Source organism: Dietzia sp. NPDC055877 (assembly GCF_053615975.1).
Map to the genome: position 1 here is coordinate 41140 of NZ_JBSHCV010000002.1, position 23816 is coordinate 64955.

Annotated in this window: 23 protein-coding genes and 1 tRNA gene; 21 read left to right on the top strand and 3 right to left on the bottom strand. The window is 71.2% G+C overall.

The window, feature by feature from the left end:
- Window position 1 precedes the first annotated feature (1 nt).
- From ACWGLC_RS02365 to ACWGLC_RS02390, 6 genes are all read left to right on the top strand, one after another.
- Window positions 2-1690: a hypothetical protein gene (locus ACWGLC_RS02365; RefSeq protein WP_452098405.1), complete on the top strand. Its 1689-nt coding sequence runs from the start codon at window positions 2-4 to the stop codon at window positions 1688-1690.
- Window positions 1691-1820: 130 nt separating this feature from the next.
- Complete coding sequence (proC, locus tag ACWGLC_RS02370) at window positions 1821-2657, top strand: pyrroline-5-carboxylate reductase (protein ID WP_344993977.1); 837 nt, start codon at window positions 1821-1823, stop codon at window positions 2655-2657.
- Between the two features lie 313 nt (window positions 2658-2970).
- A complete protein-coding gene (locus tag ACWGLC_RS02375) occupies window positions 2971-3192 on the top strand; it encodes a helix-turn-helix domain-containing protein (RefSeq protein WP_452098406.1) in 222 nt (73 codons plus the stop codon).
- Window positions 3193-3354: 162 nt separating this feature from the next.
- A complete protein-coding gene (locus tag ACWGLC_RS02380; protein ID WP_003855542.1) occupies window positions 3355-3456 on the top strand; it encodes a 30S ribosomal protein bS22 in 102 nt (33 codons plus the stop codon).
- Window positions 3457-3586: 130 nt separating this feature from the next.
- Window positions 3587-4735 (top strand): NAD-dependent epimerase/dehydratase family protein, encoded by a 1149-nt coding sequence (locus ACWGLC_RS02385; RefSeq protein ID WP_452098407.1) that lies wholly within the window; start codon window positions 3587-3589, stop codon window positions 4733-4735.
- Window positions 4732-5865 carry a lysophospholipid acyltransferase family protein gene (locus tag ACWGLC_RS02390; protein WP_452098408.1) on the top strand — a complete coding sequence of 378 codons (1134 nt, stop codon included), beginning with the start codon at window positions 4732-4734 and terminating at the stop codon, window positions 5863-5865. Before ACWGLC_RS02385 ends, ACWGLC_RS02390 begins: the two co-directional genes overlap by 4 nt.
- 7 nt (window positions 5866-5872) lie before the next feature.
- Here the strand turns inward: ACWGLC_RS02390 and ACWGLC_RS02395 are convergent, their stop codons facing one another.
- Window positions 5873-6853, bottom strand: coding sequence for an HAD family hydrolase (locus ACWGLC_RS02395; RefSeq protein WP_452098727.1), 981 nt, complete (start codon window positions 6851-6853; stop codon window positions 5873-5875).
- A 194-nt stretch (window positions 6854-7047) separates the two neighbouring features.
- Between ACWGLC_RS02395 and ACWGLC_RS02400 the strand changes: the two genes are divergently transcribed.
- Window positions 7048-7317: a glutaredoxin family protein gene (locus ACWGLC_RS02400; RefSeq protein ID WP_452098409.1), complete on the top strand. Its 270-nt coding sequence runs from the start codon at window positions 7048-7050 to the stop codon at window positions 7315-7317.
- Here ACWGLC_RS02400 and ACWGLC_RS02405 read toward each other — a convergent pair.
- Window positions 7314-7727 (bottom strand): HNH endonuclease, encoded by a 414-nt coding sequence (locus ACWGLC_RS02405; protein WP_452098410.1) that lies wholly within the window; start codon window positions 7725-7727, stop codon window positions 7314-7316. The two genes, ACWGLC_RS02400 and ACWGLC_RS02405, sit on opposite strands and share 4 nt — an antisense overlap.
- A 411-nt stretch (window positions 7728-8138) precedes the next feature.
- On the opposite strand from ACWGLC_RS02405, the gene ACWGLC_RS02410 reads away from it, so the two are divergent.
- The 12 genes from ACWGLC_RS02410 (at window position 8139) to ACWGLC_RS02465 (ending at window position 20673) form a co-directional block, all read left to right on the top strand.
- Complete coding sequence (locus ACWGLC_RS02410) at window positions 8139-9491, top strand: glutamyl-tRNA reductase (protein ID WP_452098411.1); 1353 nt, start codon at window positions 8139-8141, stop codon at window positions 9489-9491.
- A complete protein-coding gene (gene hemC, locus ACWGLC_RS02415; protein ID WP_452098412.1) occupies window positions 9488-10549 on the top strand; it encodes a hydroxymethylbilane synthase in 1062 nt (353 codons plus the stop codon). Before ACWGLC_RS02410 ends, hemC begins: the two co-directional genes overlap by 4 nt.
- A 66-nt stretch (window positions 10550-10615) precedes the next feature.
- The gene (locus ACWGLC_RS02420; protein WP_230928450.1) at window positions 10616-12259 is read left to right on the top strand and encodes a bifunctional uroporphyrinogen-III C-methyltransferase/uroporphyrinogen-III synthase; all 1644 of its coding nucleotides are present in this window, start codon (window positions 10616-10618) and stop codon (window positions 12257-12259) included.
- A 118-nt stretch (window positions 12260-12377) separates the two neighbouring features.
- The gene (hemB, locus tag ACWGLC_RS02425) at window positions 12378-13418 is read left to right on the top strand and encodes a porphobilinogen synthase (RefSeq protein WP_452098413.1); all 1041 of its coding nucleotides are present in this window, start codon (window positions 12378-12380) and stop codon (window positions 13416-13418) included.
- Complete coding sequence (locus tag ACWGLC_RS02430; protein WP_452098414.1) at window positions 13415-14035, top strand: hypothetical protein; 621 nt, start codon at window positions 13415-13417, stop codon at window positions 14033-14035. Before hemB ends, ACWGLC_RS02430 begins: the two co-directional genes overlap by 4 nt.
- Window positions 14022-14543 carry a hypothetical protein gene (locus ACWGLC_RS02435; protein ID WP_452098415.1) on the top strand — a complete coding sequence of 174 codons (522 nt, stop codon included), beginning with the start codon at window positions 14022-14024 and terminating at the stop codon, window positions 14541-14543. The genes ACWGLC_RS02430 and ACWGLC_RS02435 overlap by 14 nt, the downstream gene beginning before the upstream one ends.
- Window positions 14540-14782, top strand: coding sequence for a hypothetical protein (locus ACWGLC_RS02440; protein ID WP_452098416.1), 243 nt, complete (start codon window positions 14540-14542; stop codon window positions 14780-14782). The genes ACWGLC_RS02435 and ACWGLC_RS02440 overlap by 4 nt, the downstream gene beginning before the upstream one ends.
- A 250-nt stretch (window positions 14783-15032) precedes the next feature.
- Window positions 15033-16883 (top strand): alpha/beta fold hydrolase, encoded by a 1851-nt coding sequence (locus ACWGLC_RS02445; RefSeq protein WP_452098417.1) that lies wholly within the window; start codon window positions 15033-15035, stop codon window positions 16881-16883.
- A 96-nt stretch (window positions 16884-16979) separates the two neighbouring features.
- The gene (gene hemL, locus ACWGLC_RS02450; protein WP_452098728.1) at window positions 16980-18290 is read left to right on the top strand and encodes a glutamate-1-semialdehyde 2,1-aminomutase; all 1311 of its coding nucleotides are present in this window, start codon (window positions 16980-16982) and stop codon (window positions 18288-18290) included.
- Window positions 18287-19195, top strand: a complete 909-nt coding sequence (locus ACWGLC_RS02455; RefSeq protein ID WP_443652042.1) for a histidine phosphatase family protein — start codon at window positions 18287-18289, stop codon at window positions 19193-19195. The genes hemL and ACWGLC_RS02455 overlap by 4 nt, the downstream gene beginning before the upstream one ends.
- Window positions 19196-19204: 9 nt before the next feature.
- The gene (locus ACWGLC_RS02460) at window positions 19205-19816 is read left to right on the top strand and encodes a TlpA family protein disulfide reductase (RefSeq protein ID WP_452098418.1); all 612 of its coding nucleotides are present in this window, start codon (window positions 19205-19207) and stop codon (window positions 19814-19816) included.
- Complete coding sequence (locus ACWGLC_RS02465) at window positions 19813-20673, top strand: cytochrome c biogenesis CcdA family protein (RefSeq protein ID WP_452098419.1); 861 nt, start codon at window positions 19813-19815, stop codon at window positions 20671-20673. The genes ACWGLC_RS02460 and ACWGLC_RS02465 overlap by 4 nt, the downstream gene beginning before the upstream one ends.
- An 83-nt stretch (window positions 20674-20756) precedes the next feature.
- Here ACWGLC_RS02465 and ACWGLC_RS02470 read toward each other — a convergent pair.
- Window positions 20757-20829, bottom strand: a tRNA-Gly gene (locus ACWGLC_RS02470).
- A gap of 293 nt (window positions 20830-21122) precedes the next feature.
- Between ACWGLC_RS02470 and resB the strand changes: the two genes are divergently transcribed.
- A complete protein-coding gene (gene resB / locus ACWGLC_RS02475) occupies window positions 21123-22802 on the top strand; it encodes a cytochrome c biogenesis protein ResB (protein WP_452098420.1) in 1680 nt (559 codons plus the stop codon).
- Window positions 22799-23803: a c-type cytochrome biogenesis protein CcsB gene (gene ccsB, locus ACWGLC_RS02480; RefSeq protein ID WP_452098421.1), complete on the top strand. Its 1005-nt coding sequence runs from the start codon at window positions 22799-22801 to the stop codon at window positions 23801-23803. Before resB ends, ccsB begins: the two co-directional genes overlap by 4 nt.
- Window positions 23804-23816 lie beyond the last annotated feature (13 nt).

Genomic DNA, 23816 nt, shown 5'->3' on the forward strand with positions numbered 1-23816 from the left:
GATGGCCGAGGATTCTGACGGTCAGCAGATCACCGTGGCGGAGCTGCTCAAGCGCATGGGCGCGGAGCAGCAGGAGGTCGCGCCCACCGGGCGTCGGCGCCGCCGGGCTGACGAGGGTGGGGTGAGTGTCTCCGAGCTCACCGGTGAGATCCCGCGCATCACCGATGACACGGTCCTCAGTGGCCGTGCGGCGCGGCGTCATGCGCGCGAGGCGGAGGCTGCCGAGGGCGGTTCGTCGCCGTCGGCGGACGGGCCCCGGGCGACGGGCGACCAGACCGGTGCGGGCGCGGGAACCGCGCAGTCGGGGGCGACGGGTAGGGCGACGACGACGCCGCCCACACCGCAGCCGTCCACCCCGAAGTCGGGGCAGGCTCCCGCGTCGGCGTCGCAGGCGCGCCCGTCGGCGACACAGCAGTCGCCGACCGCGCAGCAGCCGCCGGCAGCGCAGCCTTCGGCGGCCCAGACCGCCAGGATCCCGGCCCAGCAGCCGGGCGACCAGCAGCCGGGGGCCCGGCAGCAGGCACCCGCACAGCAGGCACCCGCACAGCAGGCACCCACACAGCAGGCGCCCGCGCAGCAGCCGCCCGCCCCGGGGGCCGGTGCTCCCGCGACCGCGGACGAGACGCCCGAGGGGCAGCCGCAGGAGAAGCGTCGCGGTCTGTTCGGCCGTAAGCGCAAGGAAAAGGACCAGGCCGCGGCGCGCCCGACGGGCGCCTGGACCCCTGACGCGCGCGATGATCGCGGGCCGTCCGGGGCCGGTGTGGCCGGTGCCGCGGCGGCGGGTGGCGCTGCTGCCGGTGCCGCGGGTCTTGCGGGCGCCGCCGCGACCGGCTCGGGTGCCGGTTCCCAGGCCGGTCCCGGGCAGCCGACCGCCGCGCAGACGCAGTCTCAAGCGCAGACGCAGGCACAGGCGCCGACGCGGGCCAAGGACTCCACCGCGGGGGACACCGCCGCGGGGGACACCGCCGGTCGGGCGGACTCCGCCCCGGCCCGGCAGCAGGCGTGGGGCGTGCCGACCGGCAGTGGCTCCACAGCCCACAGTGCTCCCGAGGCTCCGGCCGGCGTGGTCGCCGCAGGCGCGGCCACCACGGACAAGGCCGCAGACAAGGCCTCAGACAGGGCCACAGACAAGAACAGCGATGCGGCTCCCGCCGCGACCGCGCCCGCTCCAGGCGTCAAGGACGCTGGCGCGGTCACCGGTTCAGCCGCCCCCGAGGGCACTGACACGGACGGCCGCGAGGGCTCCTTCGGCCGGGCTGCGGTTGCTGCCGCGGGCGGCGCCGGCGTCGCCGGGATGACTGCGGCCGCGGTCTCCGGTGACCGGGACTCCGCACCGGCCACGACGGACCGGTACCGCGACGCCGACCCGGACACCGCGCGTGCCGATCACCCGGATGCCACGCGTGCCGATCACGCGGACACCGAGCGGTCGCCCGCGTCGCAGTGGATGATCCTCGTCGCCCAGGTACTCGCCTCCGCGGTCGCGGGCGCGGCGCTGTTCATCGGCTTCCAGTTGCTGTGGACCGACCTGCCGTGGGTGGCGTTCGCGCTGGCGATCATCGTGATCGTGGGGCTCGTCGCCATGGTGCGCGTGCTGCGCCGGTCGAATGACACGGTCAGCATCGCCCTGGCGGTGATCGTGGGCATAGGCGTGACCTGCGGGCCGCTCCTGCTCAGGCTCGTCACCTAGCGGCTCCGCACCAGCACGTACCGACTCCGCCCGCATCCGCTTCCGGATGCGGGCGGAGCTCATTTCAGCGCGCACGTCAGCGGGGCGGCACGCCGGGGCCGGCCCGCGGCGGTGTGGCACTGTGATGGGCATGACGAGAATCGCAGTGGTCGGTGGCGGACGCATCGGAGAGGCCCTCATCGCGGGTCTCCGCGAGGCCGGGACCCCGGGGTCGGACATCGTGGTGATCGAAGCCGTCCAGGCCCGCGCCGACGAGTTGGCCAAGAAGTACTCCATCCTGCCCACGACCCTCGACATCGGGTGTGAGGGCGCCGATGTGATCGCGATCGCCGTGAAGCCGCAGGATGTGCCCGCGGTGACCGAGCGGGTCGGCGACGCCATCTCCGACAGCGTCCACGAGTCGATCGTGGTCTCGCTCGCCGCGGGTGTCTCGACCGAATCGCTCGAGACCAGACTCAGCGCCGGCTCGCCGGTCGTGCGGGTCATGCCCAACACCGCGATGCTCGTGGGCCAGGGCGTCTCGGCCATCTGCAAGGGCCGGTTCGCGCGCGACGAGCATCTCGAGCAGGTGCGGTCGATCATGGAAAGCGTCGGCGCCGTCGTCGTCGTCACCGAGGCCCAGATGGACGCGGTGACGGCCGTGTCCGGGTCCGGCCCCGCCTACTTCTTCCTCCTCGCCGAGGCGCTGATCGACGCCGGCGTGGAGCAGGGCCTGCCCCGCGACGTGGCCACGACCCTGGCCACCGGCACCGCGCTCGGCGCCGGCGCGATGCTCGCCGGCGGTGGCGAGGGCCCAGGACAGCTCCGCTACAACGTCAGCTCGCCGGGCGGCACCACCGCGGCGGCGATCCGCCGCCTCGAGTCGGGAGGCCTGCGCGCGGCGGTGGCCGATGCGGTCGAGGCCGCCGCGTCGCGGTCCCGCGAGATGGCGCGGGCCGTGATCGAGGACGACGACGAGATCGACTGACCCGCGGCGCACGCCCACCCGCACGCACCCGCCGGCCTCGACGAGAACGGACCGGGCGGTTGCCGGGAGGGCGAAGCAGCGAGGGAGGCGACCCGCCAGGTGAGAGAAACCCCACCTGGCGGGACGTCGCTTTTAGCACAAGCCCAGTTCAGAACGGGTGAACTCAGGTCTCGGCGGCGTGTCATTGAAGTAATTCGCCCACTCCCGTCGCATTGATCACACCTTTCACGCTAGGCTCATCTCCAGCACGTGCGTGTCCGTACCGCAGGAGGGGAAGCCTGCGGCGCGACGCGTGCCACGAAGGGTTGTGACGATGGCGACTACCGACAAGACCGAAGGCGGCTCGCAGCCGGCGGGGGGCTCCCAGTTCCTCACCGTTGCCGAGGTGGCCGCGCTGATGCGCGTGTCCAAGATGACGGTCTACCGACTCGTGCACTCCGGCGAGTTGCCGGCCGTCCGGGTGGGGCGCTCGTTCCGCGTCCACGCCAAGGCCGTGCACGAGTACCTCGACACCTCGTACTTCTCCGCAGGCTGACCCGACCGGGGCGGAGGTACATTCCGTCCCGGACCCATTTTCGTCGCGGACCCGCCTGCAGGTAGGCTGGACTGGTTCCGTTCCGGCTCGAGAAGCCCGCTTCAGACGCCGGAGCGCAAGCCAAGGTCCACGACCAGTAGTCGACAGGTAGGTGACCCCGATATGGGTTCTGTGATCAAGAAGCGCCGCAAGCGTATGTCCAAGAAGAAGCACCGCAAGATGCTCCGCCGGACTCGCGTGCAGCGTCGCAAACTCGGTAAGTGAGTCCCGCGGCGCGCTGATCGCGCCCGGACTCACGCCTGTAGCGGATGCCCGTCGCCCCAGTGGTGGCGGGCATCGGTGTATTTCCGGCCGGGGCCGGTTCGCACGGCACGTCGCGGCTAGACTCGGTCGGGTGAACACCGAAGCTTCCAGCCGCCCGCCGGCGCGTGCTGTCGCGGTCGTCGGCGGCAGTCGCTACCTCGGCGCGCACCTGGTGGGCATGCTGCTCCGGAACGAGTCCGTCGAGCGCGTGCTGGCCATCGACTCGGTCAAGCCGTCACCCCAGCACCGCAGGCGGATGCGTGACGCGGAGTTCGTCCGGCTCGACCCCCAGTCGCCGCGTCTGCAGGGGATCCTGCGCGAGGCGGGGATCGACACCGTGGTGCACGCCGGGCTGTTCCACACCGACTTCGCGCCGGGCGGCCGGGCGGCCGTCAAGGAGTCCAACATCATGGGCTCGATGCACGTCATCGCGGCGTGTGGCAGGGCCTCGACCGTCAAGCGGTTCGTGCTGATCTCCTCCACCACCGTCTACGGCTCCTCGGGCTCGGACCCGGCCATGTTCACCGAGGACATGGCCGCGCGCCGCCAGCCGAGCGGCGGCATCCCGCTGGACCACCTGTCCGTGGAGGGCTATGTGCGGGGCATGTCCCGCAAGCGCCCGGACATCGACGTGACGATCCTGCGCATCCCCGCCATCCTCGGGCTGCCCGAGCCGACCGTGCTGGGGGAGCTGCTGCTGCCGTCGGTCGCGCCGGTGCTTGCCGGTTACGACCCGCGGGTCCAACTGCTGCACCCGCAGGACGCGTTGGACGCGCTGCTCCACGCCACCCTCGGGGCGGCGCCGGGCACGTACAACATCGCCGCCGAGGGTGTGCTCACGCTGGCCCGGGCGATCCGCCGGGCGGGCCACATCCCGCTGCCGGTGCCGCCGCAGACCTTCAAGTACGCGGCCCGCATGCTGCTCAGTCGGGGGCTCAGGGACATCGGCCCGTCGCAGATGCGGTACCTGCGGTTCGGCAGGGTGGTGGACACCACCCGCATGCGCAAGGAGTTCGGCTTCCAGCCCAGCTACACCACCGACGAGGCCCTGCACGCCTACCTGGTCGACTCCGGGACGGAACCGCTGGTCACCCGTGCCTCGCTGGAGCGTAAGGTCGCCAAGCTCGAGAAGTTGCTACCGGGGCCCGTGGCCGACCGGCTGCGCGCGGGCGTGGACACCACCATCGGTGAGCTCGAGGCGATCGGGGCCCTGCCCGACCGCATGGAGGAGGCGTTGTGAAGGGCCCGGAATTCGATCTGAGCCAGCCACTCGGCGGCCCCCGCTGGGGTGAGGGCCGCCGGGACGCCCGGAGTGACCGGATGGTCGGGGAGGGCTTCCTCGGCGCGACCACCAGCAGCGACGCCGCCGCCACCGAGATCGGGCGGATCGTCGACAGGTTCCTCAGCTCGATGCGGGCCACCCTCGGGCAGATCGTGGAGGCCGTGCCGATCGATGTCGAGATGCTCGCGCCGGTCCGCGATCTCGCGCGCGGCGTGGACGTGATGCTCGCGACCGGCGACGTCAGCGCGCTGTCCGGGATGGCCGAGGCCATCAACACCGCCGGGGAGATCCTGGCGACCCGCATCACCGGCGGCTACGAGGTCGACGAGTTCGGCTTCGACGAACACTTCTACACCAACGTCTGGCTGCCCCTGTGGCGCCCGCTGTTCGAGCACTGGTTCCGGGTCGAGGTGATCGGGGCGGACAACATCCCGGACGAGGGCGCGGGGTTGATCGTGTCCAACCACGCCGGCGTGCTCCCGCTCGACGGGCTGATGACCAGCGTCGCGGTCCACGACCACGGTGGTCGTGCCCTGCGTCTGTTGGCCGCGGATCTGGCCATGACGCTGCCCGTGTCCGCGCCGCTGGCCCGCCGGGCAGGCGCCACCCTGGCCTGCAACGCCGACGCCGAGCGACTGCTCGAGGACGGTCACGTGGTGGCCGTGTGGCCCGAGGGGTTCAAGGGCCTCGGTAAGCCGTTCGCCGACCGCTACCGACTGCAGCGCTTCGGCCGCGGCGGGTTCGTGTCCACCGCGCTGGCCGCCGGCGCGCCGATCATCCCGTGCTCGGTCGTCGGCTCGGAGGAGATCTACCCGAAGATCGGCGAGATCCCGGCGCTCGCGCGGCTGCTCGGACTGCCGTACATGCCCATCACCCCGACGTTCCCGCTCCTCGGCGGGCTCGGCGGTATCCCGTTGCCCACCAAGTGGACGATGGAGTTCGGCGAGCCCATCGAGACCGCGCACCTGGGGCCGGACGCTGCCGACGACCCGATGGTGGTCTTCGAGATCACCGACCAGGTCCGCGAGACCATCCAGAACACGCTGTTCCGGAACCTCGCGCGACGCGGCAGCGTCTTCTTCGGCTGACCTCGCGCTACGCGCCGCCGGGGCGGGAGGAGTACTTCGACCGCATAGCCGCCCCGGCGCCGGCGATCCCGCCGACCGCCAGCACACCCGGCACGGCCTTCTTGGCGGCCTGTCGAACCGTGCGGAAGTCCTTGACGTTCCAGCCGTTCTCCGAGGCGTATTTCCGCAGCTTCGAATCCGGGTTGATGGCCACCGGGTGGCCCACCATGGTCAGCATCGGCATGTCGTTGAAGCTGTCCGAATAGGCGTAGCACTTCGACAGGTCGAAGCCCTCCTTCTCGGCGAGCGTGGCGATCGCATGCGCCTTACCGGGCCCGTGCAGGATGTCGCCCACGAGCCGGCCGGTGTAGACGCCGTCCTTCTCCTCGGTGACCGTCCCCAGCGCGCCCGACAGGCCCAGCCGGGTGGCGATCACGCGGGCCAGCATCACCGGCGTGGCGGTGACCAGCCAGACCTGCTGACCGGCGTCGAGGTGCATCTGCACGAGCGCCCGTGTGCCCGGCCAGACGCGGTCAAGCATCGAGGTGTCCACGACCTCCTCGCTCAGCGCGGTCAGCTCGGCGACGGTGCGGCCCTCGACGAACGCCAGTGCCTTGTCGCGTCCGCTCGCCACGTCGTCGGCGTTCTCCTCGCCGGAGATCCGGAACTTGGCCTGCGACCACGCCAACCCCATGATGTCCTTGGCGGTGAAGAACTTGTGCTTGGCCAGCCCGCGGGCCAGCAGGATGATCGAGGCACCCTGGATCAGCGTGTTGTCCACGTCGAAGAACGCGGCCACCTGCGGGTCGGCGACGAACGGCTCGACCGCGTGCCCGTCCGCCGGGACCGGGGCGTCGGCCAGCGGGGTGCCGGTCTCCACACCCTTCTCGATCTTGACGGCGTTCTCAGCCGACGCCTTACCCGCCATGCGCTGGATGCGATGGCTGCGACGCCGGTAGGCCAGGCGGCCGATGGCACTCGTGACGTCAGCGCGACCGGGCAGCCGCATGCCGAACACGGCCGGCCGGCCGTCCGACCCCACCTGCTCGTCGGTGAAATCCGACGCGTCCGCGCCCGGGGACTCCGGGTCGAGGCCGTCGGCGGGCGTGGTGTCGGCGTCGTCGTCGTTCACCTGTCGTGACCTCCTGGGGGCGATGGGCCCCATCCTAGGGCAGCCCTGGGGCGGTCGGGCACTATCTAGGCATGGTGCACGGTGTGACGTTGTTGACGCGCGAGGGCTGCGGGAGCTGCGTGCGGGTCCACGATCAGCTGGTCCCGTTGTGCGCGCGGGCGGGCGCGCGGCTGGAGGTGACCGACGTCGACCTGGCCGCCGATCGCGAGCTCGCGATCGAGTACGGCGACCGACTGCCGGTGGTGTTGGTGGACGGCTCCGAGCACTCCTGTTGGGAGGTCGACGACGACGAGCTCGTCGCCACGCTCGCCGACACCGAGCCGTTCGCGGGTTGGGACTAGACGTCGTCCGCCTCTTCCGACAGTTCGGGGACCCCCGGCTGCCCGGCGCCCCGGAGCGCCCGGAGGAACGTCGCGTGGCGCAGCAGGAACGCGCCCTCGTCGAGCTTCTTGCGCCGCATCCAGCCGGTCACCTCACTGTTGTGCTTGCTCGCGTTGCAGGACGCGCAGGCCGGGACCACGTTCTCCACGGTGTAGCGGCCACCGCGGGAGATCGGCTGGACGCAGTCGCGCTGCAGCGCCGGCCCGGTCTCCCCGCAGTACGCGCATCCTTCCCAGGCGTCGAGGATCTCGAACCACTGCTGGTCGGTGAGATCGTTGTCCACCCGGGACAGCCGCCGCTGACGGCGCCTGGCGTAGCGGGCGCGGGTCGCCGGCGACGCCGACGAGGAGTATCTGCGGCGGGGAGGCACGGGGGAGGTCCTTTCGTGGGGCGGGCCGGCGGTCGGTGCTGCTCACGGACGGCGCGCGGGGTCCGCCGCGCATAGCATTGACCCCGGTGACGGTTTTGTCCCGGGGTGCCATGCGGGTTACGGTGGATCGCGTTACGGGTCGTACGCAGGCTTCACCGCCGCGACCGTCCCGGCAGGTCGGTCCCGGCGTGGGGGCGGCCTGTACGCAGCCGTGCACATCGACAGGAGACGACCGACTGTGGAGCAGCGTTCCGCGAGTTCGTCCTGCGGTGCCCTGTCCGTTCATTCGGTCTCCGGCCCGCGCGGTGGCGGCCGTCCCGATGCCGCGTCCCGGGCCGTCAGGCCACGAGTTGACGAGCTGGCATCCATTCTGGCATGGGCCCGTCGCGCCCCGGCGGCCGGGGGTCGGTTGTGAGCATCCTCCTGGTGGGTGTCTCCCATCACAGTGCGCCCGTCTCGCTGCTCGAGGCCGTCGCCGTCTCCGAGGTCGACCGGGACGTGCTCACCGAGGAACTGATCGCGGGTGAGCACATCGACGAGGCGATGATCGTCACCACCTGCAACCGGGTCGAGGTGTACTCGGCCGCCAAGGCGTTCCACCCGGCGCTCGACGACGTGGTGGCGCTGCTGTCGAGGCATTCCGGGATGGCGATCGACGAGCTGAGCCGCCACCTGTACATCCGGTACTCCGAGGCCGCAGCCGAGCACCTGTTCTCCGTGGCCTCGGGCCTGGACTCGATGGTGGTGGGCGAGCAGCAGATCATCGGCCAGATCCGCACCGCCTACCAGTCGGCGTCGGAGATCGGCGCGGCCGGGACGACACTGCACCGTCTGGCCCAGCAGGCGCTGCACGTGGGCAAGCGCGTCCACACCGAGACCGGGATCGACTCGGCCGGTGCCTCCGTGGTGTCGGTCGCGCTGGACCGGGCCGCCGAGATCCTCGACGCGACCGGCCTCGACCCGGCCGGCTCGGCCGCCGACGGCCCCGGCGCGGGCCGCCACCTCGACGGGCGTCGGGCCGTGGTGCTCGGTGCGGGCGCGATGGGCGGGCTCGCCGTGGCGCACCTGGGCCGCGGCGGCATCTCCCACATCGACGTCACCAACCGCACCGCCGAGCGGGCCGAGCGCCTGTCGGAGATCGCCCGCGACGCCGGCACCCCGGCCGCGGCGTTCCCGCTCGAGGAACTGGCCCGCGCGGTGTCCAGGGCCGACATCCTCTTCACCTGCACCGGAGCAGTGGGCACGGTCGTGACGCTCGGCGACGTGCACACCGCGCTCGCCGGCCGCGGCGAGCTGGGCCACCTGGTCATCTGCGACCTCGGGATGCCGCGGGACGTCGACCCGGCGGTCGCCGGACTGCCCGGCGTGACGGTCCTGGGCATCGAGGCCCTCAAGGAGGATCCCGCCACCTCGGGCGCCGCCGCCGAGTCCGACGCGGCCCGCACCATCGTCGACGCCGAGCTGACCGCGTACACCCAGGCCGAGCGCATGGCCGAGGTCGGCCCGCTGATCGGCAAGCTGCGGGGACGCGGTGGGCAGGTGGTCGCGGCCGAGATGCGGCGCCTCGAGGCACGCCTGCCGGGAATGGACGACAAGGTGCGCGACGAGGTCGCCAACACCGTCCGCCGGGTGGTCGACAAACTTCTGCACCCGCCGACGGTGAAGGTCAAAGAACTCGCCGCCAGGTCGGACGGCGAGGACTTCGCGGCAGTGGTGAGCACATTGTTCGATCTGGACAGCATCGTGGATGAGGAGGCGTCATGAGCAGGATCCTGAAGGTGGGAACGCGCGGCAGCACGCTGGCCACCACGCAGGCCGGGCACGTCCGTGACGCGCTCATCGCGGCCGGATACCAGGCCGAGCTGGTCATCGTGCAGACCAAGGGCGACGTCGTGATGGCGCCGGTCGAGCGGATCGGCGTCGGCGTGTTCACCCTCGAACTCCGGGCCGCGCTGGAGCGTGGGGACTGCGACATCGCCGTCCACTCCTACAAGGACCTGCCGACCGCACGCGACGAACGGTTCGCGCCGATCGCCGTGCCGCCCCGCGTCGACCCGTCGGACGTGCTCATCGCCCGGGACGGTCTGACCATGGCCACGCTCCCCGAGGGCGCCCGCGTCGGCACCTCCGCCCCGCGCCGGCGCTCCCAGCTCGCGGCCCTGCGGCCCGACCTGGACCTGCACCCGCTGCGCGGCAACATCGACACGCGGATGGGCTACGTCACCAGCGGCGACCTCGACGCGGTGGTCCTGGCCGCCGCCGGACTCGACCGCACCCGGGTGGGCGAGCGCGCCACCCATCGGTTCGGCATCGACGAGATGTTGCCGGCCCCCGCCCAGGGAGCGTTGGCCGTCGAAGCACGTGCTGACGATCCGGACGCGATCGCGGCCCTCGCCGTCGTCGACCATCTCCCCACCCGGGTGCGGATCGCGGCCGAACGGCGCCTGCTCGCCGACCTCGAGGCCGGGTGCACCGCGCCCGTGGGCGCGCGGGCGGAACTGTCCGGGATCGGTCCCGCGGACTCCGCCTTCGCCGGTACGGACCCCGCCGCCGACCGGGTCGCCGCCGACGCCGAGCTCACGCTCCACGCGGTCGTCGCCGCCCACGACGGTTCCACAGTTCTACGCACCCACGGGACCACCGTCCCCGCGGAGCACCCCGACGGCCCCCTCGCGGCCGCCGAGGAGCTCGGACGCACACTCGCGGCCGAACTGCTCGACCGGGGCGCGCGAGACCTCATGTCCGACGAGTCGCCCGAACAACGCGACCCACTCGTACCCAGGGAGTCCACGACGGCGCCACCGACCGTCCGCGACTCCTGACCCGCCCACGAACTCCCCACTCGCGCGCAGCCAGCGCGCGACACCCATCCCACGGAGAGACGAACAATGACTCGAGCACGCAACACCCGCCCCGGAACCGTCCGCTTCGTCGGCGGAGGTCCGGGCAACGCGGGGATGCTCACCTGCCGGGCCCAGGAGGTCCTCGCCGGAAACGCACTGGTCTTCGCCGACGCCGACGTGTCGGCCGAGGTGCTCGCGCTGGTCGCCACACAGGTGCCGGTGCCGCAGGAGATGCTCGACGCGCGGCAGGCCGAGATGGACGCGGCCGTCGCCGCCGAGGACAAGGCCGAGGTCAAGCGTCTCAAGGCCCTGCCCGCCCCGACCGCGGCCGACATCCGGCCCGTGCTGGGCGAGCCCGCGGCCGTCGCCAAGCAGCTCGTCGCCGAGGCCAAGAAGGGGCGCGACGTCGTCCGCCTGGTCGCCGGTGACCCCATGACCACCGACGCCACCGTCACCGAGATCGCGGGCGTCGGCCGCACCGTCGTGCCGTTCGAGGTCGTGCCCGGCGTCGCCGAGGCCACCGCCGTGCCCGCCTTCGCCGGCATCGCGCTCGGCTCCGGCTACGTGTTCGCCGACGGTCGCGGCAAGGTCGACTGGGCGGCCCTCGTCGGCTCTCCCGGACCGATCGTCCTGCGCACCACCGGGCGCCACCTCGCCGAGGCCGCCTCCAACCTGGCCGAGCAGGGCCTGGCCGCCGGTACGCCGGTGACCGTCACCTGCTCCGGTTCGCTCTGCGCCCAGAAGTCCGCCGACGGCACCCTGGCCACCATGGCCGACGTCGGGCGGGACATGGAGGGCGACCTCGTCGTGACCATCGGCAAGTCGGCCGGCGAGCGGCACCGCCACCAGTGGTGGGAGTCGCGTGCCATGTTCGGCTGGAACGTGCTCGTGCCCCGCACCAAGGCCCAGTCCGCCGAGATGAGCGACCGCATCTCCGAGCACGGCGCCGTGCCCGTCGAGGTGCCGACCATCGCGGTGGAGCCGCCGCGCAGCCCCGCCCAGATGGAGCGCGCCGTCAAGGGGCTCGTCGACGGCCGCTACCAGTGGGTCGTGTTCACCTCCGCGAACGCCGTGCGTGCCGTGTGGGAGAAGTTCGTCGAGTTCGGCCTGGATGCCCGCGCCTTCTCCGGCGTGAAGATCGCTTGCGTCGGCGAGGGCACCGCGGCACGCGTCCGTGAGCTGGGCATCCAGCCGGAACTGCTGCCCTCCGGCGAGCAGTCCAGCCTGGGCATGCTCGAGGTGTTCCCGCCGTACGACGACGTCCTCGACCCGGTCAACCGGGTCCTGCTCCCGCGCGCCGACATCGCCACCGAGACCCTCGCCGAGGGCCTGACCGACCGTGGCTGGGAGATCGAGGACGTCACCGCGTACCGGACCGTGCGTGCCGCTCCGCCGGCCGCCGAGATCCGCGAGATGATCAAGACCGGCGGGTTCGACGCCGTCTGCTTCACCAGCTCCTCGACCGTGCGAAACCTCGTGGGGATCGCCGGCAAGCCGCATGCCCGCACGCTCATCGCGTGCATCGGGCCCCGGACCGCCGAGACCGCCGCCGAGTTCGGACTGCGCGTGGACGTGCAGCCCGAGAACGCCTCGGTGCTCGAGCTGGTCGACGCCCTGGCCTCGCACGCCGACCACCTGCGCGCGGCCGGCGAGCTGCCGCCGCCGCGTCGTCGCGCGCGTCGCCGCTGACCGCGACCGCGGCAACGCGCCCCCGAGTTCTCCCGAGCTCCGGGGGCGCGCTCGTCGGTGGGGGAGAGTAGCTGGTGACGCCGTCGCGCGCCGCCGTCGGGTGGTGGACTTTCGTAGAGTGGAGGGCGTGATCGAATTGCCGCAGAATCCTGCCGCCCCCGTAGTCCGACCGCGACGCCTCAGGAACACTCCTGCGATGCGTCGACTCGTGGGGGAGACCACGCTTGAGGCCCGGCAGCTGGTGTTGCCGGTGTTCGTTGCCGACGGAATCGACGAGCCGCGGCCCATCAGCTCCCTGCCCTCCGTCGCCCAGCACACCGTGGATTCACTGCGTCGCGAAGCCGCCTCGGCGGCCGAGGCGGGACTCGGCGGGATCATGCTCTTCGGGGTACCGCGGGACGAGGACAAGGACGCCCGCGGCAGCTGTGGGGTCGCCCCGGACGGCATCCTCAACCGGGCGTTGGCGGCGGTCCGCGAGGAGGTCGGTGACGACCTCGTCGTGATGGCGGACACGTGCCTCGACGAGTTCACCGACCACGGGCATTGCGGAGTACTCGGTACCGGCCCCCGCGGCGAGGTGGTGGTGGACAACGACGCCACGCTGACCGCCTACAACGAGTTGGCGGTCGCCCAGGCGGCGGCCGGAGCCCACGTCGTGGGGCCCAGCGGGATGATGGACGGGCAGATCGCGTCCATCCGCGCGGCTCTCGATGCCCAGGGGCATCAGGACGTCGCGGTGCTCGCCTACAGCGCCAAGTACGCCAGCGCGTTCTACGGCCCGTTCCGCGAGGCGGTCGGCTCGTCCCTGCAGGGTGACCGCAAGACGTACCAGCAGGACCCCGGCAACCTGCGCGAGTCCCTGCGAGAGGTGCGGCTGGATCTGGACGAGGGGGCCGACATGGTGATGGTCAAGCCGGCCATGTCGTATCTCGACGTCCTCCGCCAGACCGCGGAGATCTCCGACGTCCCGGTCGCGGCCTATCAGGTCTCCGGTGAGTACGCGATGATCTCGGCCGCGGCCGAGCGGGGCTGGATCGACCACGATCCGGCGGTCATGGAATCGCTCCTGTCCATCCGCCGTGCCGGTGCCGACATCGTGTTGACGTACTGGGCGCTGCTCGCCGCGAAGCTGCTGGCCGAAGGCCGTGGTCGGCGGTGACCTCCAGCGGACCGTGGCGGCCGCCGGCCCCCGACGACACCGGCGGGGCCGGCCCCGTCGCCGGGTCCGGCGGGGAGGCCGAGCTCGACCGGCCCTCGCCCCCGCCCCCCGAGGAGATCCGCGCGGCCTGGGGCCTGTGGCTGGCCGCGGCGGTGTTCGCGTTGGCGGGCATGTTGCTCAACGCGGCGACCGCGCGGCTCACGGATCTGCCCGTCGCCACCCAGGGCGCCTTCCGCGACGCCGTGGATAACGCGGGCACGACCGACATCTCCATCGATTCGCTGTTCCAGCTCGCGCTGGCCGTCGGTGCGGTGTTCGCGCTGCTGGCCGCCGCGCTGACGGTGTGGCTGGCATTCCGGCTCCGGGCGGGCAGGGGCTGGGCCCGCACCATGCTCAACCTCATCGCGATCTTTCTCGTGATCGATGCGGTGTCCGTCGTCATCGGCGTGTTCGGTGGCGTGGCCGGCGCGGGTGACCGTGACGAGGTCGTGAGCTTCGTCGTCGTCGCCCTCCAGATCCTCGCGGGGCTGTGCGCCGCCACCGCGGTCTGGCGCCAGCACACCGCGGAGGCGCTCGCGTACACCAAGGGCGACAGGGGGACCCGTGTCGGCAAGTGAACCGGCCCGGATCCGGCCGGGCGCCGAGCCCGAGGGGCCCGTCCTGTACGCCGAGGACGGCTGGAGCTGGGCCTGGATCCTGGCGGCCCCGCTGTTCTGCACCGCGGCCGGGTTGTTCGAGTGGCTCACCGATGCGCCGGTGCACTGGCTGATGCTGACCATCTGCGCGATCGCGTCCGCGCTGTGCCACGGGGTCATGATCGCCGCCACGCGCGTGCATGGACGCGTCCGGCTCACCCCCACCGCCTACTACCAGGGCACCGAGGAACTCGACCTGGCCCACGTCGAGCAGGTACTCCCCCCTGCCGGCGCGGGCCCTGACGAGGCGTCCTGGCAGACCGCCCGCACGCTCGGTGAGCTACGCGAGGTCCCGCGGCGACGCGGGGCCGTGGGGCTGCGTCTGGACACCGGCGCCGAGGTCCGCGCATGGTGCCGCCGTCCCGCCGCGTTGCGTGCGGCTCTGGTCGACGCCGTCGGGGCCGCCGATGCGTCGTCGGGCCCGGCATGAGGGCTCGGCGTCACGTCGTCGTGGCGACTGTCGCGGCGGCCCTGGCCGTGCTCCTGTGGTGGCTGTCGCGGGGGTCGATCGAGGTCGTTCCGCCCGCCATCGACCCGCCCGTGGACGGCACCGTCGTCCGCACGGTCACCGACACCCGGTTGCTGCTTGCCGCCACCGTGTCAGCCGGTCTGGCGATGGTGTTCGCGATGCTGTCGATCCTGAGTGCCACCTCACGTCTCCGAGGCTGATATATCCACTTCTGCCTGGGGTTTCGTGGCGGATCAGCGTGTCACGGTAACGATCGGATGACGGTTCGCTGAGTGCTTGCCCGGCGATTCCACGTGGTGCGCACCACACGCTACTGTTGGGAAAGTTCGGACGTATGTGGCCATGGTGAAAGCCTGCGGCGAGGCGTCCGATTCTCGGGAAGACACCTACAGCACATGGAATTGGGGATCGGTGCAGCCATCTAGCACTTTCGTTGGCACCACCGCGGTCGTGGGAGCGATCGCACTGCTGGGATCGGGAGTGGCCGCAGCCGCCCCGGTGGAGTGGCAGGAATGTACTGAGATGCTCGGCGTGGAGTCCGAATACCTCCCCGCCGGGATGGAGTGCGGGACCGTCGAGGTGCCCGTCGACTACGGCGACCCGGCCGGCGCCACAACCAAGGTCGCGCTGACCCGGATCAAGGCCTCCTCGGGACAGGCCAGGTCCACCGTGTTCGGCAACCCGGGCGGGCCGGGAAACTACGCGCTCAACTTCTGGAACCCGCCGCTGGACGGCTCCGCGCCGGCCGGGCTGTACGAGAACCACGACCTGGTGGCGGTCCAGCCCCGCGGCATGTTCGGCTCCAACCCGATGGTCTGTGAGGTCGAGTACGTCGGCCCGAACTCCGCCAACCCGCTGCACGACGCGTGCTTCGGCACCGACCCGGCGTACATGAAGTCCATGACCACCGAGAACGCCGCGCGCGACACCAATGCGGTGCGCGAGGCGCTCGAGCTCGCCGAGATCGACTACCTGGGCGTGTCCTACGGCACCGCGATCGGCACCGACTACGCGACGCTGTTCCCCGAGCACACCGGGAAGATGGTGCTCGACTCCAACACCCACCCCGACTGGCGCTGGTCCGAGCAGGCGCAGCAGGGCGCGTTCGCGCAGGAGAAGCGGGTCAACGACATCTTCGGGTGGATCTCCGAGCGGGACGAGTACTACGGGCTCGGTGACACCCCCCTGAAGGTCTTCCACTCCTGGAAGTGGGTGACCGACCAGGAGGTGGGCGGCCCCGCCAACCTGACGCCCCCGCCGGCCGAGACCCGTGACCTGCCGGTCGAGCTGCGCGGAACGGTGCTCGAGCAGCCGGCCATCGACGTGGTCAACACGACCGCGCCGGGCCGCGCCCGCGTCGAGGGCTTCGCCCGCGCAGCCGCGCTGCAGGGCCTGACCAACAACGCCACCACCGGTCTCTACGACGCCACCGTGGGCGCCACCTACAACGAGCAGGCGTGGCCGATGCTGGCCCACATCCTGAAGTACTACAACGACGGCGGCCAGATCGCCCGGGTCGACTACGAGACCGTCGGCCTCATGCTCGCGGCGCAGGAGAACCGCTCGCCGGTCTACCGCACCGACATCGAGATGAACGCGATCATCACCTGCAACGAGACGGCCGCCCCGGCCGACCAGCTGGGGGTGACGGCGGCCAAGATCGACAAGGCCACCGGAGGCAGCCGACTCGCGACGCGCGCCGCGGTCGAGGCCGCCGGCGACGACTGTGTGGGCTGGGATCCCGTCGCCCGCACGATCGACCCCAGCGGAGACGAGCTGGACGTGAAGCCTCTCGTCCTGCACTCCGAGGACGACGCCGTGACCCCGATCGCCGGGGCCCACCGCGTCGCCGACGCCATGGGCGGCACGCTGGTGACCGTCGGGGGCGGCGACCACGCCGTGTTCCGGACCGGTAACGAGGCCGTCGACCGGATCGTCATGGAGTTCCTCGAGACCGGACAGGCCACCCCCGGCCACGTGCCGGGCAAGCCGTCGCCGGACCCGCTGCCCAAGTGGGACGCGGCCGACCGCGCCTCCGCCGCCCAGGAGGGCATGGGGGCCCCGGTCGAGGGCGCCGACGACTGGTACGGCACGCACCGCGACGCCGCGACCGCGCCGGTCACCGGATCCGTCGAGGCCGCACCGGTGAACGCGGCCCCCGCGCCGGTGATCCCCGCTCCGGCCCCGCTGCCCACCCCGCAGGAGGTGCACGCGCAGGCGCAGAAGGCGCTGCAGGACGTGGCCGGTCAGATCGACGCGGCGGCCAAGTCGCTGTTCACCCCGCCGGCGCCGCCGGCATAGCCGCAGGCCACGCACCGCGGGGGAGAGCTCGTCGGGCGTCTCTGAGACACTGGAGGGGTGACGAACCCGAGTGATGCCCTCCCGACCCCGACCGGCCTGTCCGGCACCACGCGATCGGCCGAGCTCTTCGCGGAGGCCCGAGAGCTGATCCCCGGTGGGGTCAACTCCCCGGTCCGCGCCTTCAACTCCGTCGGCGGAACCCCGCGTTTCATGCGTGAAGCGCGGGGTTCTCGCATGACGGACGTCGACGGCAACAGCTATATCGATCTCGTGTGCTCGTGGGGGCCGATGATCCACGGCCACGCCCACCCGGAGATCGTCGACGCCGTCCGGTCCGCGGCCTCCCGCGGACTCAGCTTCGGCACCCCCACCGAGGGTGAGGTCGATCTGGCGCGCGAGATCATCGCCCGCACGTCCGTGGAGGAGGTGCGACTGGTCAACTCGGGCACCGAGGCCACCATGAGCGCGGTACGCCTGGCCCGCGGCTTCACCGGCCGGGCCAAGGTCATCAAATTCTCCGGCTGCTACCACGGCCACGTCGACGCGCTGCTCGCCGACGCCGGCTCCGGGGTGGCCACGTTCTCCCTGCCGGACTCGCCCGGCGTCACCGGGGCCAGCGCCCACGACACGATCGTGCTGCCGTACAACGACGTCGACGCGGTGCGCCTGGCGTTCGCCAACCACGGCGACCAGATCGCCTGCGTGATCACCGAGGCAGCCGCCGGCAACATGGGCACGGTCCCGCCACTGCCCGGGTTCAACGAGGAACTGCGCAGCCTCTGCTCGGCAGGCGGCGCGCTGCTCATCATGGATGAGGTCATGACCGGCTTCCGTGCCGGTGACCGCGGCTGGTGGGGGATCGACGGCGTGGCCGGCGACCTGACCACCTTCGGAAAGGTCATGTCCGGAGGCCTGCCCGCGGCCGCCTTCGGTGGTCGCGCCGACGTCATGGCGGCCCTCGCCCCGGCCGGGCCCGTCTACCAGGCCGGGACCCTGTCCGGAAACCCCGTCGCAGTGGCCGCCGGCCTCACCTCACTGCGTCTGGCCGACCACTCCTGCTACTACACGCTGCAGACCAACGCCGACCGGCTCGAGGCGCTGATCAGCAATGCGCTGCACGCGGCGGGCGTGGCCCACACCATCCAGCGTGCCGGCACCATGCTCAGCACCTTTTTCACCGAGGACCAGGTCACCGACTACGCCGGCGCCAAGGCCGCCGAGTCGTTCCGGTACGCACCGTTCTTCAACACCCTCCTCGATCGTGGGATCTACGCGCCGCCGAGCGCGTTCGAGACCTGGTTCGTCTCCACCGCGCTCACCGACGACGACTTCCAGCACATTGCCGATGCGCTGCCGGTCGCCGCCGAGGCAGCAGCCGCCGCCACCGCCCCGGACAACGCCCGATGAGCGGGAACAAGCGAGGCCTGCGCGCGAGGTTCGCAGTCCCGGCGACGGGCCCCACCTCACTGCCGATCCCCCTGCGGGGCGACCATCCCGCCCCCGCCGACGCGCCGCCGTCGCTGACGGGGCCCGGTGCCGCGGCCGACGCCGGCGACGCCCACGTGTCGACCGAGGCCGAGGGATCCGAGGCCTATGGCGCCGAGCCGGGGACGATCGCCGCGCCGGGTGAGCCGCGCTCGTCGTCGTCGACCTCACGTGACGCCTCGGCCCGTGGTCCCGAGACGCAGACGATCGTCCACCTCGTGCGCCACGGTGAGGTACACAACCCTGACGGCGTCCTGTACGGGCGGCTACCCGGCTTCCGGCTGTCCGAGCTGGGCCGGAGCCAGGCGGAGACCGTGGGGCGGGTGCTCGGTTCCGGGCACGACATCGTCTCGATCGTCGCCTCGCCGCTGCAGCGCGCGCAGGAGACCGCGGCCCCGCTCGCCGAGCGGCTCGGGCTTCCGGTGGGGATCGACGAGGACATCATCGAGGCGGACAACCGGTTCGAGGGAAACAAGGTCGGCGGGCGCGGCGGGGCGCTACGTGACCCCCAGTACTGGCCGATCCTGTTGAACCCGATGCAGCCGTCGTGGGGCGAGCCGTACCTGCAGATCGCGCACCGGATGATCGGGGCCGTGTACTCGGCCCTCGACGTGGCGCGCGGACACGAGGCGGTCCTGGTCAGCCACCAGCTGCCCGTCTACACCACCCGTCGTTTTCTCGAGGGCCGCCGACTGTGGCACGATCCGCGCAAGCGGCAGTGTTCGCTGGCGTCGATCACCTCGCTGGTGTTCGAGGGCACCACACTGCGCGACATCGTCTACTCGGAGCCGGCGGGTGCGTCCGACCCGTCCCAGACCGGAGCCTGAACGGAAACCATGCGTAAGACCCGAACCGCGCTCGGTGCGTTGATGATGACAGGCGTGCTGGTCACCAGTGGCTGCGCCACCGGGGACGACGCCGTGGTGGCCGGTCCTGAGACCTTCGAGTTCGTCAGCCCCGACGGCAAGCTCGAGATCCTCTACGACCCGCCGGCCGAGCGTAAGCCCGTCGCCGAGATCGCCGGCCCGGACCTGCTCGACCCGGACACCACGCTCAACCTGCAGCAGGACCACGCGGGGGAGGTCGTGGTGCTCAACACCTGGGGCCAGTGGTGTGGCCCGTGCCGGGCCGAGGTCGACGACCTCCAACGCATCCAGGACGAGTTCGGCCCCCGGGGCGCGACGGTGTTCGGTATCAACCTGCGGGACCCCAACCGGCAGAAGCCCGTCGACTTCGTGTCGGACAACGGCGTCACCTACCCGTCGATCTGGGACCCCAGCAACGCCGCCGTCGCCGCGCTGCACGGATTCCCCACCTCGGTCGTGCCCACCACACTTCTGCTCGACAAGCAGCACCGCGTGGCCGCCGTGTACCTGGTCGAGATCACCGACGAGAAACTCAACAGCGCCATCGAGCGGCTCCTGGCCGAGGAGGTCGAGCCGGCGTGAGCCCGGACGTGATCGTGCTCGCCCAGAGCGTGGGGGAGACGTTCCAGCAGACGGTCGCCGGCGGGCCGATCCTGCTGGCGCTGGGAGCCTGCGTGCTCGCCGGGCTCGTCTCCTTCGCCTCGCCTTGCGTTGTTCCACTCGTGCCCGGCTACCTGGCGTACCTGGCCAGCGTCGTGGGTGCCGAGCGGCCGCCGGCCACCGCGGCTGCCGCGGAACGGCAGCGCGCGGCCAACGCGACGCTGACCGTGGAGGAACGCCGAACACGGCAGGCGTCGCGAGCCCGCGTCGTGGGGGCGTCGTTGCTGTTCGTGGCCGGTTTCACCGTGGTGTTCGTCCTGCTCAGCGCCATGGTGCTGGGAACCGTGCAGTACCTCGCACCGCAGCAGGAGCTACTGCAGCGCCTCGGCGGCGTCGTGACCATCCTCATGGGACTGGTCTTCATCGGGCTGGTCCCCACACTGCAGCGTGATACCCGGATGCAGCCCAGGTCGCTGTCGACGTGGCTCGGCGCCCCCTTGCTCGGCGCCGTGTTCGCGCTCGGATGGACCCCGTGCCTCGGACCGACCCTGGCCGCCGCGCTGTCCGTGGCCGCCGGGACCGGAGTCGACGCCGCCCGCGGCGTGCTGCTGATCGTGGCCTACTGCCTCGGACTCGGCCTGCCGTTCGTCGTGGTGGCCTTCGGCTCCACCTGGGCGATGCGCACCGTCGGCTGGCTGCAGAAGCACACCCGCGGCATCCAGGTGTTCGGCGGAGTGATGTTGATCGTCGTGGGCCTGCTGCTGCTGACCGGCGCATGGGCGCTGTTCATCGACTGGCTGCGCGACTTCGCCATCTCGGACACCACGCTGCCCATCTAGCCTGCGCGCGCGAACCTGCGAAGCCCACAAATGAGTGATGTCCCGGACCATCGGTGAACGACGATCCGGGACATCACATTCTGAGCGGATGACGGGATTCGAACCCGCGACCCTCACCTTGGCAAGGTGATGCGCTACCAGCTGCGCCACATCCGCATGGGACCTCGGGCCCGTGAGCGCCCGTGTCCTTGCGAGAAAGAACAATAGACCATTCCCCGGAGCGCCCGCAGGCGGGGTGCCCCGAAGAGATTCTCGGGCGCCGATACCGGCCCCTCGCCGCGCGTCGATCTCCGCCTCGGGAGACCCCCGTCATAGTCGGGGTCACCGGCTGTACCCTGCCAGGTTTCGCTCAGGTTCCCCCGACTAGCCTGGGACCGACCGGCGTCGAACCGGCTGTGGCGCACCCAGCCGCAGCAGCCTCGACGCACCGCGACACGCAGATGGACCCCATGCCCAGAACAGCCGCCGTCACAGCCTTCTTCCGTAACGCATGGCGCACCCTCACGGCGATGCGCACGGCCCTCATCCTGTTGTTCCTGCTGGCGGTGGCCGCCATCCCCGGTGCACTCCTGCCGCAGCGCAGCCTCAACGAGGGCAATGTCGTCGAGTACATCGAAGAGAACGGCTGGATCGGCGAGCTCTACGACAAACTGCAGCTGTTCGACGTGTTCGGCAGCTGGTGGTTCACCGCCATCTACGTCCTGCTGTTCGTCTCGCTGGTCGGCTGCCTGACGCCGCGCTGTATCGACCTGGTCAAGCAGCTGCGCACGCCGCCACCGCTCACGCCCCGCAATCTCGGTCGGCTGCCGCACCACGCCGCGTACCGCACCACCGCCACGCCGGAGGAGGCGGCGGGCCAGGTGCAGCGCGCGCTGCGTGGCTGGCGGGTGCGACGCAACGACGGCGACGGCCGCGTCCCCGGCACCATCGAGCTGTCCTCCGAGCGCGGTTACACGCGCGAGGTCGGCAACATCGTCTTCCACTTCGCCCTGCTCGCCCTGCTGATCATGTTCGCGGCTGGCAAGTTCGTGTACGCCGAGGGCATGCGGGTACTCATCGCCAACGAGGAGTCGCCGGCGTTCTGCAACACCACGCCGAGCGCGTACGATTCGTTCCGCGCCGGCCTGCTCGTCGACGGCACAGACCTCGAGCAGTTCTGCATCAAGATCGAGGACTTCCGCGCCGACTACCTGTCCAACGGCCAGGCCGAGATGTTCACCTCGAACGTGCGCTTCACCGAGGACGTGGCCACCACCTCCCCGGACACGTGGGAACACTACGAGATGGCGGTCAACCACCCGCTGCGCATCGGCTCGACCCGCGTCTACCTGCAGGGACACGGTTTCGCGCCCACGTTCACGGTGACGTTCCCCAACGGCGAGACCCGCACCGACACCCAGCACTGGCAGCCGACGGAGCTGCAGACGTTCCTGTCCTCGGGAATCATGCGCTTCGATCCGCCGGCCGGCATGTACCCGGACCTGGTCGAGCGGCGTGGGCAGCAGATCGCCGTGCAGGGCCTGTTCGCGCCGACCGCGCAGTTCGACGGCACCCTGCTCAGCTCCCGCTTCCCGCGCATGGACGACCCGGCGGTGGCGATCGACGTCTACCGCGGCGACGCCGGCCTGGACACCGGCCGCCCGCAGTCGATCTTCTCGCTGGAGCCGGACCTCATCGAGTCGGGATTGCTCAACCGCGAGGCGCGCGTCAACCTGCGGCCGGGCGAGTCCACGACGCTCGCCGACGGCACCGAGGTCCGGTTCGACGGCGCCGAGGAGTTCATCAACATCCAGGTCTCCGAGGACCCCACACAGATCTGGGTGGGAGTGTTCGCCGCGGTCATGATGGGCGGCCTGGTGTTGAGCCTGATGGTGCGGCGCCGGCGAATCTGGGCCCGGGTGAGTATCGACGACGACAACGTCACCCGCGTCGACCTGGGGGGCCTGGCCCGGACGGACCGATCGGGCTGGGGCTCGGAATTCGATGCACTCCGGGACCGGCTGGTCGCTGAATCCACTGTCACACCCGTGTTGCCCGGTGACGGCTTGCCTGATCCGGCGGAGCCGGGACACACTTCAACCAGTCGCGGCGATGCCGACGACACCGTGCGGAAGGACGACACCCGGTGAATACCTTGATTCTCGCTCAGGGGCTGCCTGTCAACGAGACCCTGTCCACGTACTCGGATCTGGCGTTCCGGACGGCGTTCGGCATCTACGTACTGGCGCTGATCGCATCGCTGGTCTACTACGGGGGGTTCCGCGTAGCCAAGGTCTCGGAGAAGGAGCTCGTAGCGGCCGGCGGCACCGGGCTCACCGAGTCCACCTCGCTCAGCTCCACCGGAATCGCCGACGATGAGCGGGCCGCCGCCGGGAACCGGCGCTGGGCCCGGATCGCGCAGCTGTTCATCACCATAGGATTCGTCTTCTCGGTGGCGTCGCTGATCCTGCGAGGACTCGCAACCGACCGGTTCCCGCTCGGCAACATGTACGAGTTCATCCTCGGCACGTCGATTCTCGGGGTGGGCGCCGGGCTGGTGTTCCTGCGCAAGCCCGCGATGCAGACGGCATGGCCGTACCTGCTGCTCCCGGTGCTGGTGCTCATGTTCTTCGGCGGGACGCACCTGTACTCCGAGGCCGCACCCGTGGTGCCGGCGCTGCGCTCGTACTGGCTGCCGATCCATGTGTCGATCATCTCGCTGGGTGCGGGGATCCTGCTCGTCCCGGGTGTCGTGTCGATCATGTACCTCATCCGCGTGTGGCAGCCGCAGGGCCAGGAGAACGGCTGGGCTGCCGGGTTGGCCCGCCCCCTGCCGGCGGCGGAGACCCTCGACCGGCTGGCCTACCGCATCACCGTGATCGGCTTCCCCGTCTTCGGCGTGGGCATCCTGCTGGGCGCGGTGTGGGCCGAGAGCGCGTGGGGCCGGTTCTGGGGCTGGGACCCCAAGGAGACGGTGTCGTTCATCTCGTGGGTGTTGTACGCCGGCTACCTGCACGCTCGCGCCACCTCCGGCTGGGGCCCGAAGAAGGCGGCGTGGATCAACATCGCCGGATTCGTGGTGCTGGTGTTCAACCTGTTCTTCATCAACATCGTGGTCTCCGGTCTGCACTCGTACGCGGGCCTGAACTGACACCCGGCGGCGC

Bases quoted from the DNA above. Each gene is read 5' to 3' on its own strand.
- ACWGLC_RS02400 (WP_452098409.1), top strand. From the start codon at position 7,048: ATGGTGCACGGTGTGACGTTGTTGACGCGCGAGGGCTGCGGGAGCTGC.
- resB (WP_452098420.1), top strand. From the start codon at position 21,123: ATGCCCAGAACAGCCGCCGTCACAGCCTTCTTCCGTAACGCATGGCGC.
- ACWGLC_RS02395 (WP_452098727.1), bottom strand. From the start codon at position 6,853: ATGCGGCTGCCCGGTCGCGCTGACGTCACGAGTGCCATCGGCCGCCTG.
- ACWGLC_RS02460 (WP_452098418.1), top strand. From the start codon at position 19,205: ATGCGTAAGACCCGAACCGCGCTCGGTGCGTTGATGATGACAGGCGTG.
- ACWGLC_RS02375 (WP_452098406.1), top strand. From the start codon at position 2,971: ATGGCGACTACCGACAAGACCGAAGGCGGCTCGCAGCCGGCGGGGGGC.
- hemC (WP_452098412.1), top strand. From the start codon at position 9,488: ATGAGCAGGATCCTGAAGGTGGGAACGCGCGGCAGCACGCTGGCCACC.
- ACWGLC_RS02455 (WP_443652042.1), top strand. From the start codon at position 18,287: ATGAGCGGGAACAAGCGAGGCCTGCGCGCGAGGTTCGCAGTCCCGGCG.
- proC (WP_344993977.1), top strand. From the start codon at position 1,821: ATGACGAGAATCGCAGTGGTCGGTGGCGGACGCATCGGAGAGGCCCTC.
- ACWGLC_RS02420 (WP_230928450.1), top strand. From the start codon at position 10,616: ATGACTCGAGCACGCAACACCCGCCCCGGAACCGTCCGCTTCGTCGGC.
- ACWGLC_RS02380 (WP_003855542.1), top strand. From the start codon at position 3,355: ATGGGTTCTGTGATCAAGAAGCGCCGCAAGCGTATGTCCAAGAAGAAG.
- ACWGLC_RS02440 (WP_452098416.1), top strand. From the start codon at position 14,540: ATGAGGGCTCGGCGTCACGTCGTCGTGGCGACTGTCGCGGCGGCCCTG.
- ACWGLC_RS02365 (WP_452098405.1), top strand. From the start codon at position 2: ATGGCCGAGGATTCTGACGGTCAGCAGATCACCGTGGCGGAGCTGCTC.